The organism is Vibrio pomeroyi (assembly GCF_024347595.1).
Classification (GTDB): Bacteria; Pseudomonadota; Gammaproteobacteria; order Enterobacterales; family Vibrionaceae; genus Vibrio; species Vibrio pomeroyi.
Map to the genome: position 1 here is coordinate 392,020 of NZ_AP025506.1, position 17,498 is coordinate 409,517.

11 protein-coding genes and 1 tRNA gene are annotated in these 17,498 nt (G+C 44.3%); 6 read left to right on the forward strand and 6 right to left on the reverse strand.

Annotated features, from left to right (window positions below; translation table 11 throughout):
- Positions 1 to 397: 397 nt before the first annotated feature.
- From OCV12_RS01780 to OCV12_RS01790, 3 genes are all read left to right on the forward strand, one after another.
- Entirely contained in the window at positions 398 to 2,137 is a 1,740-nt protein-coding gene (locus tag OCV12_RS01780) for an acetolactate synthase 3 large subunit (protein ID WP_017629395.1), read from the forward strand.
- A gap of 1 nt (position 2,138) precedes the next feature.
- Complete coding sequence (gene ilvN / locus OCV12_RS01785) at positions 2,139 to 2,633, forward strand: acetolactate synthase small subunit (RefSeq protein WP_008219984.1); 495 nt, start codon at positions 2,139 to 2,141, stop codon at positions 2,631 to 2,633.
- Positions 2,634 to 2,746: 113 nt separating this feature from the next.
- Entirely contained in the window at positions 2,747 to 4,630 is a 1,884-nt protein-coding gene (locus OCV12_RS01790) for a sensor domain-containing diguanylate cyclase (protein WP_176680871.1), read from the forward strand.
- A gap of 583 nt (positions 4,631 to 5,213) precedes the next feature.
- On the opposite strand, the gene OCV12_RS01795 is transcribed toward OCV12_RS01790, so the two are convergent.
- Positions 5,214 to 5,837: a GntR family transcriptional regulator gene (locus OCV12_RS01795; protein WP_239848871.1), complete on the reverse strand. Its 624-nt coding sequence runs from the start codon at positions 5,835 to 5,837 to the stop codon at positions 5,214 to 5,216.
- Positions 5,838 to 6,060: 223 nt separating this feature from the next.
- Positions 6,061 to 7,473, reverse strand: coding sequence for a pyruvate kinase PykF (gene pykF, locus OCV12_RS01800; protein ID WP_017061403.1), 1,413 nt, complete (start codon positions 7,471 to 7,473; stop codon positions 6,061 to 6,063).
- A 429-nt stretch (positions 7,474 to 7,902) separates the two neighbouring features.
- Between pykF and OCV12_RS01805 the strand changes: the two genes are divergently transcribed.
- The 3 genes from OCV12_RS01805 to OCV12_RS01815 all read left to right on the forward strand — a co-directional run bounded on the left by OCV12_RS01805 (position 7,903) and on the right by OCV12_RS01815 (position 11,747).
- Entirely contained in the window at positions 7,903 to 8,673 is a 771-nt protein-coding gene (locus OCV12_RS01805) for a DeoR/GlpR family DNA-binding transcription regulator (protein WP_176680873.1), read from the forward strand.
- A 106-nt stretch (positions 8,674 to 8,779) separates the two neighbouring features.
- Positions 8,780 to 10,612 (forward strand): glutamine--fructose-6-phosphate transaminase (isomerizing), encoded by a 1,833-nt coding sequence (gene glmS, locus OCV12_RS01810; protein WP_239830057.1) that lies wholly within the window; start codon positions 8,780 to 8,782, stop codon positions 10,610 to 10,612.
- 121 nt (positions 10,613 to 10,733) lie between these two features.
- On the forward strand, positions 10,734 to 11,747 hold the full coding sequence (locus OCV12_RS01815) for an IS110 family RNA-guided transposase (RefSeq protein WP_261885227.1): 1,014 nt from the start codon (positions 10,734 to 10,736) through the stop codon (positions 11,745 to 11,747).
- Between the two features lie 286 nt (positions 11,748 to 12,033).
- Here OCV12_RS01815 and OCV12_RS01820 read toward each other — a convergent pair whose 3' ends face one another.
- The 4 genes from OCV12_RS01820 to dnaG form a co-directional block, all read right to left on the reverse strand.
- Positions 12,034 to 13,302: an O-acetylhomoserine aminocarboxypropyltransferase/cysteine synthase family protein gene (locus OCV12_RS01820; protein WP_261885228.1), complete on the reverse strand. Its 1,269-nt coding sequence runs from the start codon at positions 13,300 to 13,302 to the stop codon at positions 12,034 to 12,036.
- Between the two features lie 203 nt (positions 13,303 to 13,505).
- Positions 13,506 to 13,581: transfer RNA gene (locus OCV12_RS01825), tRNA-Ile, on the reverse strand.
- A 163-nt stretch (positions 13,582 to 13,744) separates the two neighbouring features.
- Positions 13,745 to 15,589, reverse strand: coding sequence for an RNA polymerase sigma factor RpoD (gene rpoD, locus OCV12_RS01830; RefSeq protein ID WP_017629389.1), 1,845 nt, complete (start codon positions 15,587 to 15,589; stop codon positions 13,745 to 13,747).
- 99 nt (positions 15,590 to 15,688) lie between these two features.
- Positions 15,689 to 17,440: a DNA primase gene (gene dnaG, locus OCV12_RS01835; protein WP_176680876.1), complete on the reverse strand. Its 1,752-nt coding sequence runs from the start codon at positions 17,438 to 17,440 to the stop codon at positions 15,689 to 15,691.
- Positions 17,441 to 17,498: the final 58 nt, after the last annotated feature.

Below are 17,498 nucleotides of genomic sequence, written 5' to 3' on the forward strand. Positions count from 1 at the left end.
GGGGGATTTTTTGTATCTAGTGACTAAGCACAATGTGCGAAAGCGCACACAGATAAGCTCGTTATTTATCGATAATTAGCGATTCATTTAAATATTAAGTGCTTTTTTTTGTTTCCTTTCTAGTTTTAATGTCTAGTTATCAATCTTGGTTTGGGTTTTATTTGATGTTTTAAGCTAATAGTTGGTTTTTTGGCATGATTGTCGGATAACAGGTGTTAGACCATATGATAATAAAGCGTTAAAGTTGTTTCGTATTACTGTTTGTTGTTATCACGACAAACAGACATAGCCGAAAAAGTGGAAGTATTTCGAATTAGGCTACGAATAAGCCCTAGACTATGAAAAACCAGCCCAACATGTTCACCAAATATGATTGGAAACTGGTGAGGAGAGCAATATGACAACAAAACCTGAAACAGCAATGTTATCCGGCGCTGAGATGGTGGTGCAGTCTCTAATTGAAGAGGGTGTAGAACAAATCTTTGGTTATCCAGGTGGTTCTGTACTTGATATCTACGATGCGCTGCATGCTAAAACTGCTGAAATTAAACACGTATTAGTACGACATGAACAAGCCGCTACCCACATGGCAGATGGCTATACTCGTTCTACCGGTAAACCGGGCGTAGTACTTGTGTGTTCTGGTCCAGGCGCAACCAATACCGTTACAGGTATTGCGACAGCGTACATGGACTCAATCCCAATGATTGTTATTTCTGGTAACGTACCAAATAACCTGATTGGTAACGACGCCTTCCAAGAGTGTGACATTGTCGGTGTATCTCGCCCGATCGTTAAACATAGCTTCCTAGTTAAGAAAGCGGAAGATATCCCTGAAGTCGTTAAAAAAGCCTTCTATATTTCAACGACAGGACGTCCTGGTCCTGTGGTTATCGATCTACCGAAAGATATCCTAAACCCACAAATCAAGCTTCCTTATGAATATCCTGAGACGATCAAAATGCGTTCGTACAACCCAACGGTTACGGGTCATAAAGGTCAAATCAAGAAGGCACTAAAAGCACTTCTTGAAGCGAAGAAGCCGGTACTTTATGTCGGCGGTGGTGCGGTTATATCTGAAGCAGACCAACAGCTGATTAAATTGGCTGAAGCACTGAATTTACCCGTTGTAAGTACCCTAATGGGGCTTGGTGCTTTCCCTGGCACTCATAAGAACTCTTTGGGTATGTTGGGCATGCACGGTTTGTATGAAGCCAATATGGCGATGCACAATGCCGACCTTATCTTTGGTGTAGGTGTACGTTTTGATGACCGTACTACTAACAACCTAGACAAGTACTGCCCGAACGCGAAGATCATGCACATTGATATCGACCCATCGTCGATCTCTAAGAACGTGAAAGTGGATCTACCGATTGTAGGTTCTGCAGAAAAAGTACTAGAGAGCATGGTGAACCTGCTGATTGAGCAAGGTGGCACTAACGATGCTGAAGCGATGGAAAGCTGGTGGAGTGAAATCAAACAGTGGCAAGAGCGTGATTGCTTAGCTTATGAGAAATCTTCTGAACGCATTAAGCCGCAACAAGTTATTGAAACACTGCACAAAGTAACTAATGGCGACGCGTACGTTGCTTCGGATGTTGGTCAGCACCAGATGTTTGCTGCATTGTATTACCCATTCAACAAACCACGCCGTTGGATTAACTCAGGCGGCCTAGGCACCATGGGCTTTGGTCTACCTGCTGGTATGGGCGTTAAGTTTGCTAAGCCAGACGAAGAAGTGGTTGTTGTAACCGGTGATGGCAGTATTCAAATGAATATCCAAGAGTTGTCGACGGCGCTGCAATACAATATCCCAGTTAAGATTATTAACCTGAACAACCGTTTCTTAGGAATGGTTAAACAGTGGCAAGACATTGTTTATCAAGGTCGTCACTCTAACTCATATATGGACTCTGTTCCTGATTTTGCTGCAATCGCGGAGGCTTATGGCCACGTAGGTATGCGCATTTCATCTCCGGATGAATTGGAATCAGGTTTGGAAAAAGCACTGGCGATGAAAGACCGTTTGGTATTTGTCGATATCAGTGTTGATGATACCGAGCACGTATACCCAATGCAGATCAAAGGCGAGGGTATGGATAACATGTGGCTAAGCAAAACGGAGAGAACATAATATGAGACACATTATTTCACTACTAATGGAAAACCAACCGGGTGCGCTTTCTCGTGTGGTTGGCTTGTTTTCTCAGCGTGGCTACAACATCGAGTCGTTGAACGTATCTCCAACCGATGATCCAACACTTTCTCGTTTGAACGTGACAACTAACTCAAGCGAAATGCAGCTTGAGCAGATTCAGAAACAATTACATAAGCTGATTGATGTACTTAAGGTACAGGAGGTCTCTGAGCTTGAGCACATCGAACGTGAACTTCTGATGGTAAAAGTACGTGCGAGCGGCTTTGCTCGTGCAGAAGTGAAGCGTACAGCGGATATTTTCCGTGGTCAGATCGTTGATGTGACAGCTTCGCAATATACGGTGCAAATGGCGGGCACGAGCGAGAAGCTTGATGCTTTCATTCAGGCTTTGTCTGAAGTAACGGAAGTACTTGAGGTAGCGCGAAGTGGCGTGGTTGGTATCGCTCGTGGTGAACGAGCGCTGAAAGCCTAGACGATAAGTCTTTATAAAATAGCTTTAAAGCCGCTTTTTTAAGCGGCTTTTATTTTGTTAATTTTTTAGAGTGCTATAATCCCGCGCTCGACTTCCATTCACCTGAGTTAGCAATGAGAACTAAAAAATCAATAATTACATTGCTGATTATCTCTATCACACTGTCTTCTGCTGTAGGGTTGTATTATTTACAACGCTATCAAGACGTTAAAACTCAGAGCTTCAATGAGTCGGCAAAACAAGCCCTTCATCAATTGGTCTATGCAGAACGAGACTACAACCTTCTAAAATCTCAATTAGTCTCTGTTATGGAGTTACTCAGCCATAGCCAAAGTTTAGTTAATTTCGCCTCTTCTCCATCAGACCAAACCAAAAACCTGCTTGAAGAAGTGTGGCAGTCTGTTCTAGTGAACCAAAAATGGTACACACAAATTCATCTGCTTGATATTTCCGGTAAAGAACTAGTGCGTGTGAACTATTCGTCTGCAACAGGCGAGGTGACGTTACCTCAGCACCTTCAAGACCGATCGGAATCGAGTTACTACCAATTTGCACAAGGCTTGGAACGTGAAGAGATTGGCGGCTGGGGGATAGAACTTGAAACCGAACATGGCGAGTTAACCTATCCTTATAAACCCGTTCTGCGAGTCTTCACTCCCGTTGAAACACCAGAGAAGCGTGTCGGCTATCTTGTGATTAATTTGGATGTTTGGGGACTGTCTTCGCGTCTTAATTTCTCACCGGATTATGATTTTCGATCTGAGGTCGTCAATGAGTCGGGCTATTACATTGCGAGTAACAACAGCAGTAAGCTTTTCGGTGATTCCGTTCCAGAAAGAAAGAGCTTCAACCTAAAAAATCTCGCGCCTAAGACATGGGAAGCGATTTCTCGTGAACAAATGGGCACGGTGTTTGAAGACGGTAACCTGTTCGCGTTTAACACGGTCAAGCTCGCGAATAATCAAAAAATGCACCTGTTGATCCACTTGAACGAGAAACAGCTTCTTGATCGAGCTGAGCGTGATTTGAATGATCTTGCCCACGAAGAGATCATTGTTCTATTTACCGTGCTGATTTTCGCCTTTCCATTTGCTTATCTGGTGACGCACTATCGACGTCGTAGTTTGGAAAGTAAATTAGCACGTGCGGCATTGAACGGCATGTCGGCAGTGATGATCTCTGACAAGCAACATCGTGCCATGATGATCAATAACGAATTTGAAAACATGACGGGTTACAGTAAAAACCAAGTCATCGGCCACAATGCCTTGCAGCTGCTGCTGGAAAATACCGAGCAGGTGCTCTCTAGTGAATCTATCTGGCAGCACCTAGAGCAAGAGGAAGTGTGGGAAGGAGAGGTGCTGTGTAAGAACAAGCTTCGTATTCCTTTTACTGCCATCATGCGAGTCCATGCGGTCAAAAACAATTCGGGCAAAGTGAGTTATTACATTACCTCGTTGGTTGATATCTCGGTAAGGAAAGAGCTTGAAGTGCGTCTGCGTTTTCTGAGTGAGCGAGACGCTTTGAGTAACCTCTGGAACCGACGTAAGTTCGAAGAACAACTGGCTTACTATTCTCGCTTGGTTGAGCGTTACCCTAATGAAGCCACCACTTGTTTAGCCTTAGTCGATATCGATAACTTTAAGCGAATCAATGATGAGCTTGGCCACGATGAGGGTGACCGCGTGATTGCGCGCGTTGCTGGGCTCTTACAAGATAGCCTTCGCAGTACCGACTTTGTTGCTCGTGTTGGGGGAGAAGAGTTCGCATTGCTGATGCCACACACGTCGCTGCCGGAAGCGAAGCGCGTGTTAGACCGATTACGCATTGAGATAGAGTTAGCAGCCGGTACTAAGGTGACGGTGAGTGTTGGCTTTACGGATTTAACCAGTAACAGCACCCGCTCATACAAATGTGCGGACGTCGGTCTCTACGAATCGAAATCCTCTGGTCGCAATACGGTCTCTATGTGTCCTAGCCACGCTGATGTTGCTTAGCTTTCTGCCTATTTAGTTTCTTTCTTCTGTCTGACTCATCTCTTTAAACTACTTTTCGATTGATTTTGCCTTCCCTGCTCTTTATTAGGAATCTCACTTTTGAGCGACCTATGTCACAAAATCTATACAGTTAGACTAAAGTCTAATATTGGTGATAATTTGAGCTAAACTGAACAAATAGTAAACTACCTTGCTTCAGATTACATCGTGCTTAACGGTGTAATAAATAGAGTGTTTACCAGATGTAAAAGGATGACACCGTTAACTTAATTCAACTGATTAGCTAGCTTTTTCAATGGTTTGAAAAGCAGCAGTAGAATTAGGTTAGCTGGAGCAAGAGTTTGGGGATCATACAGTCTGGTTAAAAGAGGCGTGGTATGTTTGTCGATTTTTTAGTGAGGTTAACCATAGGCACATTAGCCATTCTTGGCTTTCAATTGAGTGCTTTGTATTTTTTACCTATGGTTGTGCTGCTCAATACTCATCACAAAGAGTTTTTTGGGTGGTAGTTCAGTCGTAATACTGGAAACAAAAAACGGAGCCATTGGGCTCCGTTTTTATTTGGTTAGAAACTACTTTAGCGTTATGCCGCTTCGATAACTTCTTCAATTCGTTTCATTGAACCTAGCAGGTGTTGATCAAGCAGTTCAGTCGCTTGTTCTACATTTTTCGACAGTACTAGCTTCATGATCATTTCGTGCTCATCAATATTGAACAGATCATCAGACGCGCTTTCAGCAGACATCGCTAAGAAGCGGTAACGTTTTACTTGGTTGATCAGGTCATCAAAGAACTTAAACATGTTCTCTGAATCAGCGCCTTCAAGTAACGCAACGTGGAATTGTTGGTGACGCTCTTCCCACTCAACACAATCAAACTCTTCTGATACGTGCTGTACTCGTGACAATTTATGGTAAGACGTAAGTACATCTAGTTCCCAGCTCTCATCACCCGCTGAAATCGCCTTTTTGAGTAGAACAGAAGAGACAACACGAAGGCTTTCGTATAGATCATTCAGTTCTTTCTTTGATACAGGAGATACCCAGCAGCCTTTTTGTGGCTCAAGCTTTACGTATTTGCTCCAAGATAATTGTACCAAGGCTTCGCGAATTGGAGATGCGCCTACGTTGTATCGTGCTTTTAGATCAGCAACAACGAGTTTTTGGCCTGGGGTTAACTCACCATTAAGAATATCTTGGCGAATCATCTTTGATACTTTGTCAGTGAGCGTAGGACTAGACATTACAAACCTCATGTATATTGATTTCTAGTCTGCTAATCCGTCTCTTAGAAAGAGCCCATTGGAAGTTAACAGTACGTAGTTCTATTGTGATTGATAATACAGCGTACTGAAAAGTTAGGCAAGATTTTGTTTCATAAAAAAAGAGGGCCGAAGCCCTCTTTTATATTTTATGCGAATCGGTTCATTCTTATAGAACGTGAACAGATGCCGTGTTTGTAGTACCAGAAGCTACTAGAGCACCAGAAACCATAACTACGATGTCGCCTTTGTTACCTAGGCCAGATTGTAGAGCGATTTCTTTACCGTTGATGTAGAACGCGTCTGTGTTCTCGATAGAGTCAACAAGAACTGGCTTAACACCTTTAGTAAGAACTAGCTGTGCAGCTGTCTTTTCGTTAGTTGTTAGAGCAAGGATGTTTGCAGTTGGGAAGTACTTACGTACTGAACGTGCAGACTTGCCGCCTTCAGTTGCAACAACGATTAGAGGAGCAGCTAGCTTCTCTGCTGTGTCTACAGCGCCTTTACATACTGCTTCAGTGATGCGTAGACGTGGGCTGTCTAGACGAGAACCTAGCTCAGCTTTAAGAGCAGAATCAGTACGGTTCGCGATTTGAGCCATGATAGTAACAGCTTCAACTGGGTACTTACCTTTAGCAGTTTCGCCAGAAAGCATTACTGCATCAGTACCATCCATGATTGCGTTCGCAACGTCACCCGCTTCTGCACGAGTTGGACGTGGGTTGCTGATCATAGAGTCAAGCATTTGAGTTGCTGTGATAACCATCTTACGTGCACGGTTACACTTCTCGATCATCATCTTCTGAGCGAAGATTACTTCTTCAGCAGGGATTTCAACACCTAGGTCACCACGAGCAACCATGATGCCGTCAGAAGCTTCAAGGATTGAATCGAAGTTATCTACACCTTCTTGGTTTTCAATCTTAGAAATGATGTGGATGTTCTCGCCGCCGTTAGCGTTTAGAAGCTCACGGATTTCTTTAACGTCTTCTTCTTTACGGATGAAAGAAGCAGCAACGAAATCTACGCCTTGCTCACAACCAAACTTAAGGTCAGCTTTGTCTTTCTCAGAAAGAGCAGGAAGTTGAACAGAAACGCCAGGAAGGTTAACACCTTTGTTTTCGCCTAGAGCACCGTTGTTAAGAACTTTACACTTAACTTCAGTTTCTGTTGTTGCGATAACTTCCATTTCGATAAGGCCGTCATCAACAAGGATAGTGTTACCTGCAGTTAGGTCTTTAGCGAAACCTAGGTAAGTTACTGCAACTACGTCTTTGTTACCAACAACTGTTGCGTCAGTTGTGAAAGTGAACTCTTGACCAGCTACTAGATCTACGTCGTTACCATCTTCAAGTTTGATAGTACGGATTTCTGGACCTTTAGTATCTAGAAGGATAGCAAGTTGCTCACCTTTGTTTTCCATTACTTTACGGAAGTTCGCGATACGAGTGCCGTGCTCTGCGAAATCACCGTGAGAGAAGTTAAGACGCATAACGTTCATGCCAGCATCTACTAGTTCAGTTAGCTTCTCTACAGATTCAGTTTTAGGGCCAATCGTACATACGATTTTGGTCTTTTTCATGGAAGGTACTCTCCGGTAAGTATTGTTACAATTTGAAATTTATTTAAGTTCTGAAGATTGGTCCGCTACATCAACATTTTGTGCCTGTTGTGTAAAAGCGCGGGACTTCCAATATGTCCTTCAGAGTTGTAAGTCTTTCATCAATTTTAGTCATTTTATGACCAAAAGATTTTGATTCAATATCGGTTTTCTGTGACTTACCCCACTATATAGGCGGTAAGTTGCAAAAAAATAACAGTCAGTTTTGTAATTTTTTTTCTTTTCGGGTGCGGATTCTACCACCTAATGACTTCAATATCACTGCTTAACAATTGTCTTAGGACAAGGTTTTATCGCTATTTATTAATTTTTTGGATCAAAATAAATGGACTAAATAGTTTCGTTGCAACTATAATATGTTTCATATCGAAACTTAACGGTCTTTTTTAAATGTCGAAACGAAACACTCAGCTCAGAAGACATGCAATTTCTAACCTAGTGAACGAAAAAGGGGAGGTTAGTGTTGATGAATTATCCGCTAAGTTCGAAACCTCAGAGGTCACTATTAGAAAGGACTTGGCGTCTTTAGAGAAAAACGGTCAGCTTTTACGCCGTTATGGTGGTGCGATTTCGTTACCGAAAGAGGTTGTGAACGAAGAACTGGGTCAACAAGTTTCGACTCGAAAGCTTTCTTTGGCAAAAGCTGCTGCAGATTTAATTCGTGACCATAACCGTATTGTGATCGACAGCGGCAGCACAACAGGTGCCCTAATTCAGCAGCTAAACAGTAAGCGTGGTTTGGTGGTTATGACCAACTCATTGCATGTGGCTAACGCTCTTAATGAGCTGGAAAGTGAACCGACGCTACTCATGACCGGCGGCACTTGGGATACCCATTCGGATTCTTTCCAAGGCAAAGTCGCAGAGTCAGTACTGCGTGCTTACGATTTTGACCAACTGTTTATCGGGGCTGATGGTATCGACCTCGACAGAGGCACAACCACATTCAATGAGTTGGTTGGCCTGAGTAAAGTTATGGCTGAAGTGTCACGAGAAGTGATCGTGATGGTTGAGTCTGAAAAAGTGGGACGAAAGATCCCCAACTTAGAGCTGGCTTGGAACCACATCGATATTTTGATTACCGATACAGACTTGAGCAAAGAATCTCAAGCAAGTATCGAATCACATGACGTTCGAGTGATCCTGACTGATCCAGCTTAAAACTAATTTTAAATATTATGCATTTAACTTCCTATAATTGATCTTATTAAAGATATGGCCTTTGCTTGCTGCCAGTAGGAATAAACAAAATTGATGGAGTAAAACTATGTGTGGAATTGTTGGTGCAGTAGCACAACGTGATGTAGCCGAAATCTTAGTAGAAGGCCTTCGCCGCCTAGAATACCGTGGCTACGACTCTGCAGGTGTCGCTGTGGTGGATAGCGAATCTAACCTAACTCGTGTTCGCCGTTTAGGTAAAGTACAAGAGCTAGCAGACGCGGTAGAAGAACAACAAGTGATTGGCGGTACAGGTATCGCTCACACTCGTTGGGCAACACACGGTGAGCCGTCTGAAGCAAACGCACACCCACACATGTCTGGTGATATCGCAGTTGTACATAACGGTATTATCGAAAACCACGAAGCACTGCGTACTCTGTTGCAAGAGCGTGGCTACGTATTTACTTCACAAACGGATACAGAAGTTATCGCTCACTTAGTTGAGTGGGAACTTCGTACTTCTGATTCATTGGTTGAAGCTCTGCAAAAAACAGCTAAACAGTTAGACGGTGCGTACGGCACGGTTGTGGTTGATCGCAAAGATCCTAGCCGCATTGTTGTTGCTCGTTCTGGTAGCCCAATCGTTATTGGTTTTGGTGTCGGTGAGAACTTCCTAGCATCAGACCAACTTGCACTACTAAGCGTAACTCGTCGTTTCATGTACCTAGAAGAAGGTGATGTTGCTGAGGTTACTCGTCGTGATGTAACAGTATTTGATGTGGCGGGTGAGCGTGTAGAGCGTGAAATCGTTGAATCAAACGCAGAACACGATGCAGGTGACAAAGGTAAATACCGTCACTTCATGCAGAAAGAGATCTTCGAACAGCCAACCGCGCTGATCAACACAATGGAAGGTCGTATCTCTGAAACTTCGGTTATCACTAATGCAATTGGTGTTAAAGCTGAAGAGATCCTAAGCAAGGTTGAACACGTGCAGATCATCGCATGTGGTACTTCTTACAACTCAGGCATGGCTGCGCGTTACTGGTTTGAATCTCTAGCGGGTGTAAGCTGTGATGTAGAGATCGCTTCTGAATTCCGTTACCGTGATTTCGTTGTGCGTCCAAACAGCCTACTCGTCACTCTGTCTCAGTCAGGTGAAACGGCTGATACGCTTGCTGCACTTCGTCTTGCAAAAGAGAAAGGCTACATGTCGGCAATGACTATTTGTAACGTTGCGGGTTCTTCGTTAGTTCGTGAATCTGACTTTGCTTTCATGACTCGCGCAGGAACAGAGATCGGTGTAGCTTCTACTAAGGCTTTCACTACTCAACTAGCAGCAATGCTGATGATGGTTACTTCAATTGGTCGTCTACAAGGTCGTATCAATGAAGAGAAAGAAGCTGAAATCGTTAAAGCGCTGCATGAGCTACCAACGGCTATCGAGCAAGCTCTAGCATTCGATAAAGAGATCGAAGCACTAGCACCTGACTTTGCTGATAAGCACCACACATTGTTCCTAGGTCGTGGCGAGTTCTACCCAATCGCAATGGAAGCGTCTCTGAAGCTGAAAGAGATCTCTTACATTCACGCAGAAGCATATGCAGCTGGCGAACTTAAGCACGGCCCTCTAGCACTTATTGATGCTGACATGCCAGTAGTAGTAATTGCACCAAGCAATGACCTACTAGAGAAGCTGAAATCAAACGTTGAAGAAGTACGTGCTCGTGGTGGTCTACTTTACGTATTCGCAGACCAAGATGCTGGCTTTGAAAGCGATGAGAACATGAAGATCATCAAGATGCCTCACGTAAGCGAAGTTACAGCACCTATCTACTACACTGTACCGATGCAGCTGCTGTCTTACCACGTAGCGCTAATCAAAGGTACCGATGTTGACCAACCTCGTAACCTAGCGAAAGCGGTAACCGTTGAGTAATCGACAGCTTATCTAAGAAATAGATAATAAGAAGCCCATCCAATGATGGGCTTAATTATATGGTCCGCCTCACTCTCAAGCCCTTAAGCTTAGAGTAGGCTCTCAGAATGAGGTGAACCATATGTCTTCTATTCATATTTTAGGTATCGACCTAGGTAAACATTGCTTCCATGCTATCGCACATAACCGTTGTGGAGTGGAAGTGCTTCGTCGTAAATTTAATCGCAACCAACTTTTAATCTTTCTTAGTAAAATAGAACCAACAACTATTGCTTTCGAAGCCTGTGGCGGTGCTCATTGGCTTGCTCGAAAGTGTGGTGAACTTGGTCATCAACCCCGACTTATTCCTCCTCAGTATGTTAAGCCTTATGTCAAAGGCAATAAAAACGATTTCATTGATGCATCAGCGATCGCAGAGGCTGCGGGTCGACCGACTATGAGGTTTGTAGCTGTAAAAAGTGAAGAGGCTCAAGTCATCGCAGCGATTCATCGAGTCAGAGATAGTTATATCAAGGAGAGAACTGCCACTATGTCGCGGATCGGGGCGATCTTACTTGAGTTCGGCCTTAGCTTTCCCAAAGGACATGCAAAGATGAAGTCTCTGTTTCAATGGTTAGCAGAACAAACAGTCTCATTACCAAAAAGCTTGCTATGTGAATTGATATCTATCCACGAACATTACAAGTACCTTAATGAACAAATCAAAACTCAAGATAACAAGCTTCAAACTATTGTTAATAACAATGAAAGTGCTCAATTATTAAAAACTATCCCTGGAATTGGCGATCTTACCTCCACATTGTGTATAGCCGATGTAAGCTCTCCGAATAACTTTACCAATGGCCGTGAGATGGCGGCTTGGTTGGGGCTTGTGCCAAGGCAATTCTCAACGGGAGGAAAGACCAAACTACTTGGTATGAGTAAACGAGGGAATAAACACCTCAGAACTCTGTTTGTCCATGGGGCAAGGGCTGTACTCTCTAGGCTAGAGACGACAGGGAAAGTGTTTGGAGAGTGGCTTGTGAACCTACGAGCCACCAAACCATTTAATGTAGTGGTAGTCGCATTAGCCAACAAGCTAGTGAGGATAGCTTGGGCGGTGTTATACCACCGCCAAGCTTTTAAGGCTGTTTAGCTATAACCAAGTTTGCAACGCCAATGAACGTGATGACAAAAACGGTCAATCGGCCAGATTAAGAACCTGACACAAAAAATAGCAATCAATGCTTTAGGCTTTTTAAGGATAATCTGGCGCGGATATCATCGTGGAGCTGGGAAGCTAGTGCTCCCAACAAGGACTCCGAATACATTAGCGCAAACCAACTCCGTTATTACTTAATTGTAGTTGCAATAACGGGGCGGACCATACATTTTTGTACCTGTTACTTTGCACACTTATCTTCTAGTGTTACTTATAAGTCTTAAGCGTTAAGAGCTTGCTCTAGGTCAGCTAAGATATCTTCGATGTGCTCAATCCCTACAGAAAGGCGAATCATCTCTGGTGACACGCCAGCCCGTTTTTGTTCCGCTTCACTTAGTTGACGGTGTGTTGTAGATGCAGGATGACAAGCAAGAGACTTGGCGTCACCAATGTTCACTAGGCGCTTAAAGATTTGCAGCGCGTCGTAGAAGCGAACACCTGCTTCATAGCCGTCCTTCAAGCCAAAAGATAAAATAGCCGATGGCTTACCTTGCATGTATTTTTCAGCAAGCGGGTAGAATTCTGAACTCGACAAGCCTGCGTAGCTTACCCAACTGACCTTCTCGTGTTGTTTGAGATATTCAGCTACTTTCAATGCATTCTCTGTGTGTCGCTCCATGCGTAGCGACAACGTCTCTAAGCCTTGCATCAGCATGAAAGCATTCATTGGCGACAGTGCGGCGCCTGTATTGCGTAGTGGAACCGTTCTAGCGCGACCAATAAACGCAGCTTCACCAAAGGCTTCGGTATAAACCACACCGTGATAAGAAGGCTCTGGCTGATTAAACACAGGGAAGCGATCTTTGTGTTCTGCCCATGGGAACTTGCCTGAGTCGACAATCACGCCACCTAATGTTGTTCCGTGACCACCAACGTATTTGGTTAGTGAGTGCACTACGATGTCAGCGCCAAAATCGATAGGCTTGCAAAGCACTGGTGTCGCGACTGTGTTATCGACAATCACGGGTACACCCTGCGCGTGAGCAAGTTCTGCGACACGCTCTAAGTCGATAATATTACCCGCTGGGTTACCAATACTTTCACAGTAAACCGCCTTGGTTTTTTCATCGATCAGCGCCGCTAAGCTTTCTGGTTTGTCATCTTTAGCAAAGCGAACTTCGATCCCTTGGTTGGGTAGCATATGAGCAAATAGGGTGTACGTGCCGCCGTAAAGTTGAGGTGTCGAGACGATGTTGTCACCGATCTGTGCCAAGGTTTGAATCGCGTAGTTAATCGCGGCACTGCCCGCACTTACCACTAAACCTGCAATACCACCTTCTAAGGCAGCCATGCGCTTTTCTAGCACATCATTGGTCGGGTTCATTATACGAGTGTAGATGTTGCCGGGTACTGCAAGGTTAAATAGGTCGGCACCGTGTTGTGCATCATCGAATTCATACGCGACGGTTTGATAGATAGGTGTTGCTACCGATTTAGTCGTTGGATCAGTTTCGTAGCCGAAGTGAATCGAGAGCGTTTCGTCTTTCATGTGTCTTCCCTGAACAATTGATTGATTTGTGTACATTCATATTGCCGATTTTTCTATAAAAGAAAAGTAAGCTTAGTCACAGAGAAGCAATTGGAATTGTGTGCGGGACGATTCGTTATTCTTTAGAAGTGCAGGGTGTGATTTGTACTATTCCAGAAAAGCAAAAAGCCAGAGCAGCATGAACTGTTCTGGCTTTTCTAATTTGGTGGCCCCTCCCAGATTTGAACTGGGGACCGAACGATTATGAGTCGTGCGCTCTAACCACTGAGCTAAGGGGCCGTAGGGCATAGATTATAGGGGAAGCATTCAGTGGTGTCTAGACACTATAAGGGGCAATTCCGCTTACATCTTAGCCACTTAAATCACACGGATAAAAAAAAGGTGAGCCAACGCTCACCTTTTCTTATTTATGCTTAAAAGCTAACCACACTTGAGTGTGCGATTACTCGTCTAGGAAGCTACGCAGAGTTTCTGAGCGGCTTGGGTGACGAAGTTTACGCAGTGCTTTTGCTTCGATCTGACGGATACGTTCACGAGTTACGTCGAACTGCTTACCAACTTCTTCGAGAGTGTGGTCAGTGTTCATGTCGATACCGAAACGCATACGCAGTACTTTAGCTTCACGAGGTGTTAGGCCAGCAAGAACGTCTTTCGTTGCACCGCGTAGGCTTGTTGCCGTTGCAGAGTCTAGAGGTAGTTCTAGCGTTGTATCCTCGATGAAATCACCTAGGTGCGAATCTTCGTCGTCACCGATTGGTGTCTCCATTGAGATTGGCTCTTTAGCGATTTTCAGTACTTTACGGATCTTGTCTTCAGGCATTTGCATGCGTTCAGCCAACTCTTCCGGAAGTGGTTCACGACCCATCTCTTGTAGCATTTGACGAGAGATACGGTTTAGTTTGTTGATCGTTTCGATCATGTGAACCGGAATACGGATAGTGCGAGCTTGGTCGGCAATCGAACGAGTGATTGCTTGACGGATCCACCAAGTAGCGTAAGTAGAGAACTTGTAACCACGACGGTATTCAAACTTATCTACGGCTTTCATCAGACCGATGTTACCTTCTTGGATTAGATCCAGGAATTGTAGACCACGGTTTGTGTACTTCTTAGCAATCGAGATTACTAGACGTAAGTTCGCTTCAACCATCTCTTTCTTCGCACGACGAGCTTTCGCTTCACCGATAGACATACGACGGCTGATGTCTTTAATGCTTTGAACAGTAAGAGACGTCTCTTTCTCGATCATATCCAGTTTTTGGATTGAGCGACGGATGTCATTCTCGTTACGTTTGATCTTTTCTGCGTATGGCTTGTCAGAAGCAAGAACTTCATCCAACCATGCTTCGCTAGATTCGTTGCCAGTAAATAGAGCAATGAAAGATTTCTTCGGCATTTTGCCGTACTCAACCGTTTGACGCATGATTAGGCGTTCTTGGGTACGTACACGATCCATAGAGTTACGCAGTTCGTTTACTAGGTAATCAAACTGTTTTGGTGTAAGACGAAACTCTTTGAATACGTCTTGCATCATTGTTGTTGCAAGCATAGCTTTCGGGCTTTCATGGCCGTACTCGTTGATCGCTAGTTGACGATTCTGGTAGCTAGTACGAAGTGCTGTGAACTTCTCAAGAGCAAGCTCAGGATCAATACCTGTATCTTCTTCTTCCTCTTCCTCGTCGTCTTCAGCGTCTTCTTTGTCTTCGTCTTCCAGATCTGTTTCAGCAAGTTCTGAACCGATGTGAGTTGCCGTTGGCGCAGCAGTGCCATCGTCATCTGGGTCAACAAAGCCATTGATTAGGTCTGTTAAGCGAATCTCTTCTGCTTGTACGCGGTCAAACTGTTCCAAGATGTATGGAATAGTGCCTGGGTACTCAGCAACAGAAAGTTGAACCGTATTGATACCATCTTCAATACGTTTCGCAATGTCGATTTCGCCTTCACGAGTCAGTAGTTCAACCGTACCCATTTCACGCATGTACATACGAACTGGGTCAGTAGTACGGCCAATCTCGCTTTCTACGCTTGAAAGCGCAGCAGCTGCAGCTTCGGCTGCATCTTCATCTATATTGGCATCGTCATCATTAAGTGCTAGATCATCAGCATCAGGTGCAGTTTCAACTACCTTGATACCCATGTCGTTAATCATTTGAATGATGTCTTCTACCTGTTCAGAATCCACGATTTCTGCAGGTAGGTGGTCGTTTACTTCGGCGTAGGTCAGATAGCCTTGTTCCTTGCCTTTAATAACAAGTAATTTAAGCTGTGACTGCGGATTTTGATCCATAGATGATATCCAACTTCAGGTCTGGTGAAGGACGTTGCATTCTCAAATGCAAACCAATTATGTTAACAAATTTATTAAATGCTGACTAATCAAACAGGGTTACGCTTTTAGATCTAGCATTAAAGCTAGTAGCTCCCTTTTTTCTTCGGCTGATAAACCGACGCTTCTTGCTTTGGCCTGCAGGTTTTCAATTTGTTTTTCAACGCACTGGGCAAGTATATTGTCCAATGAGTCTAAAAATATGTCTTCTTGATTGTCTTCGTCGAGGGGGATTTCCCAGCTCGCGAGACGAGACAGAAGAGCCTCATGTTTATTGTGTCGCCAATGCTCTAATAATTGGCCTGTGTTGATATGGGGATGCTCGTGGCATTTATCAAGTACTTCGACGAATAAACTTAGTCCAGGCAACTGTAAGCCTTTGACACTTGATAAATCCGGTACCATATCAGCATAGCTCGGATTTTGGATAAGCAAAGCGATAACTTCACGCATTGGAGTGCGCTTCAGCTCTTTATGCGGTTGAGGTGTCGGGTTCTGTGTATGAACTCGTGCACGTCGCAATTGGTTATCAAATCCAGTCCGCTCATCGAGCAGTTTTTCGAGCAGTTCTTGGAAGTAACTGTCAGGAATTTTGTTAATCAAGGCGCTAGCGTGTGCACGCAGTGCCGATTTTCCTTCCGTTGTTCCCAAGTTCAACTTATGTATTTCAATCAGGTTATCGAACAAATAGGTCGAAAGCGGCGTCGCATTATGAACGAGCTGTTCGAAAGCGGCTTTGCCGTGCTCTCTTATATAGCTATCTGGGTCTTCACCGTCTGGCAAGAATAGAAACTTGAGTGTGTTCCCCGTTTTCAGGTACTCAAGGGCATTTTCTAATGCACGCCACGCGGCTTCTTTACCTGCTCGGTCACCATCGTAACAACAAACCACAGTGCTGGTTTGGCGGAACAACATTTGAATGTGGTCGCCAGTTGTTGAGGTACCCAGTGATGCCACTGAATAATCGACACCGTATTGCGCAAGAGCTACGACATCCATGTAACCTTCAACCACAAGTACTTGCGGCGGTTCACGGTAGGCTTGCAACACTTCATAAAGGCCGTAAAGCTCTTTACCTTTATGGAAGATAGGTGTTTCCGGTGAGTTCAGATATTTTGGTGTTCCGTCTTCTAAGACACGACCACCAAAACCAATCACACGGCCGCGACGATCGCGAATCGGGAACATCACGCGTCCACGGAATCGGTCGTATCGGTTACCTTTATCGTTCTCTATTAACATGCCGCCGGTCACGAGCATGTCTTGGGCTTCTTTCTGTTGGCCAAAGTTCTTACGAACTAAGTCCCACTCATCCGCCACATAACCAATGCCAAACTTCTGGACGATTTCGCCAGATAGGCCGCGATTCTTTAGGTATTCAATCGCTGGTTTGTTGGCTGATATTTTCAGCTGAGAGCGATAGAACTGGCTGATGCCGCCCATCAAATCATATAGGTTACGTTTTTGTTCGCTGTTGGCTCTAGGTGTTGTTGATATCTCGCCGCTGCGCTGTTCTCTAGGAACATCGAGCCCTAAGTAAGAAGCTAGTTCTTCAATGGCTTCAACAAAATCGAGACGTTCGAACTCCATAATGAAGTCGATAGCATTACCGTGTACGCCACAACCAAAGCAGTGATAAAACTGTTTTTCTTGGCTTACGCTAAAAGAAGGGGTCTTTTCGTTGTGGAATGGGCAACAAGCACCATAGTTTTTGCCTTTTTTCTTAAGTTTCACGCGTGCGTCCACAATGTCGACAATGTCGAGACGAGCTAGGAGATCATCGATGAAACTACGCGGGATGTGTCCTGCCATAAAACCTTAGAAAAATGCACTAACTGAGAGTGTGGATAATAATAGTTTGAATAGGTTA

Coding starts and splice junctions, on each gene's coding strand:
- OCV12_RS01780 (WP_017629395.1), top strand. CDS start 398: ATGACAACAAAACCTGAAACAGCAATGTTATCCGGCGCTGAGATGGTG.
- ilvN (WP_008219984.1), top strand. CDS start 2,139: ATGAGACACATTATTTCACTACTAATGGAAAACCAACCGGGTGCGCTT.
- OCV12_RS01790 (WP_176680871.1), top strand. CDS start 2,747: ATGAGAACTAAAAAATCAATAATTACATTGCTGATTATCTCTATCACA.
- OCV12_RS01795 (WP_239848871.1), bottom strand. CDS start 5,837: ATGATTCGCCAAGATATTCTTAATGGTGAGTTAACCCCAGGCCAAAAA.
- pykF (WP_017061403.1), bottom strand. CDS start 7,473: ATGAAAAAGACCAAAATCGTATGTACGATTGGCCCTAAAACTGAATCT.
- OCV12_RS01805 (WP_176680873.1), top strand. CDS start 7,903: ATGTCGAAACGAAACACTCAGCTCAGAAGACATGCAATTTCTAACCTA.
- glmS (WP_239830057.1), top strand. CDS start 8,780: ATGTGTGGAATTGTTGGTGCAGTAGCACAACGTGATGTAGCCGAAATC.
- OCV12_RS01815 (WP_261885227.1), top strand. CDS start 10,734: ATGTCTTCTATTCATATTTTAGGTATCGACCTAGGTAAACATTGCTTC.
- OCV12_RS01820 (WP_261885228.1), bottom strand. CDS start 13,302: ATGAAAGACGAAACGCTCTCGATTCACTTCGGCTACGAAACTGATCCA.
- rpoD (WP_017629389.1), bottom strand. CDS start 15,589: ATGGATCAAAATCCGCAGTCACAGCTTAAATTACTTGTTATTAAAGGC.
- dnaG (WP_176680876.1), bottom strand. CDS start 17,440: ATGGCAGGACACATCCCGCGTAGTTTCATCGATGATCTCCTAGCTCGT.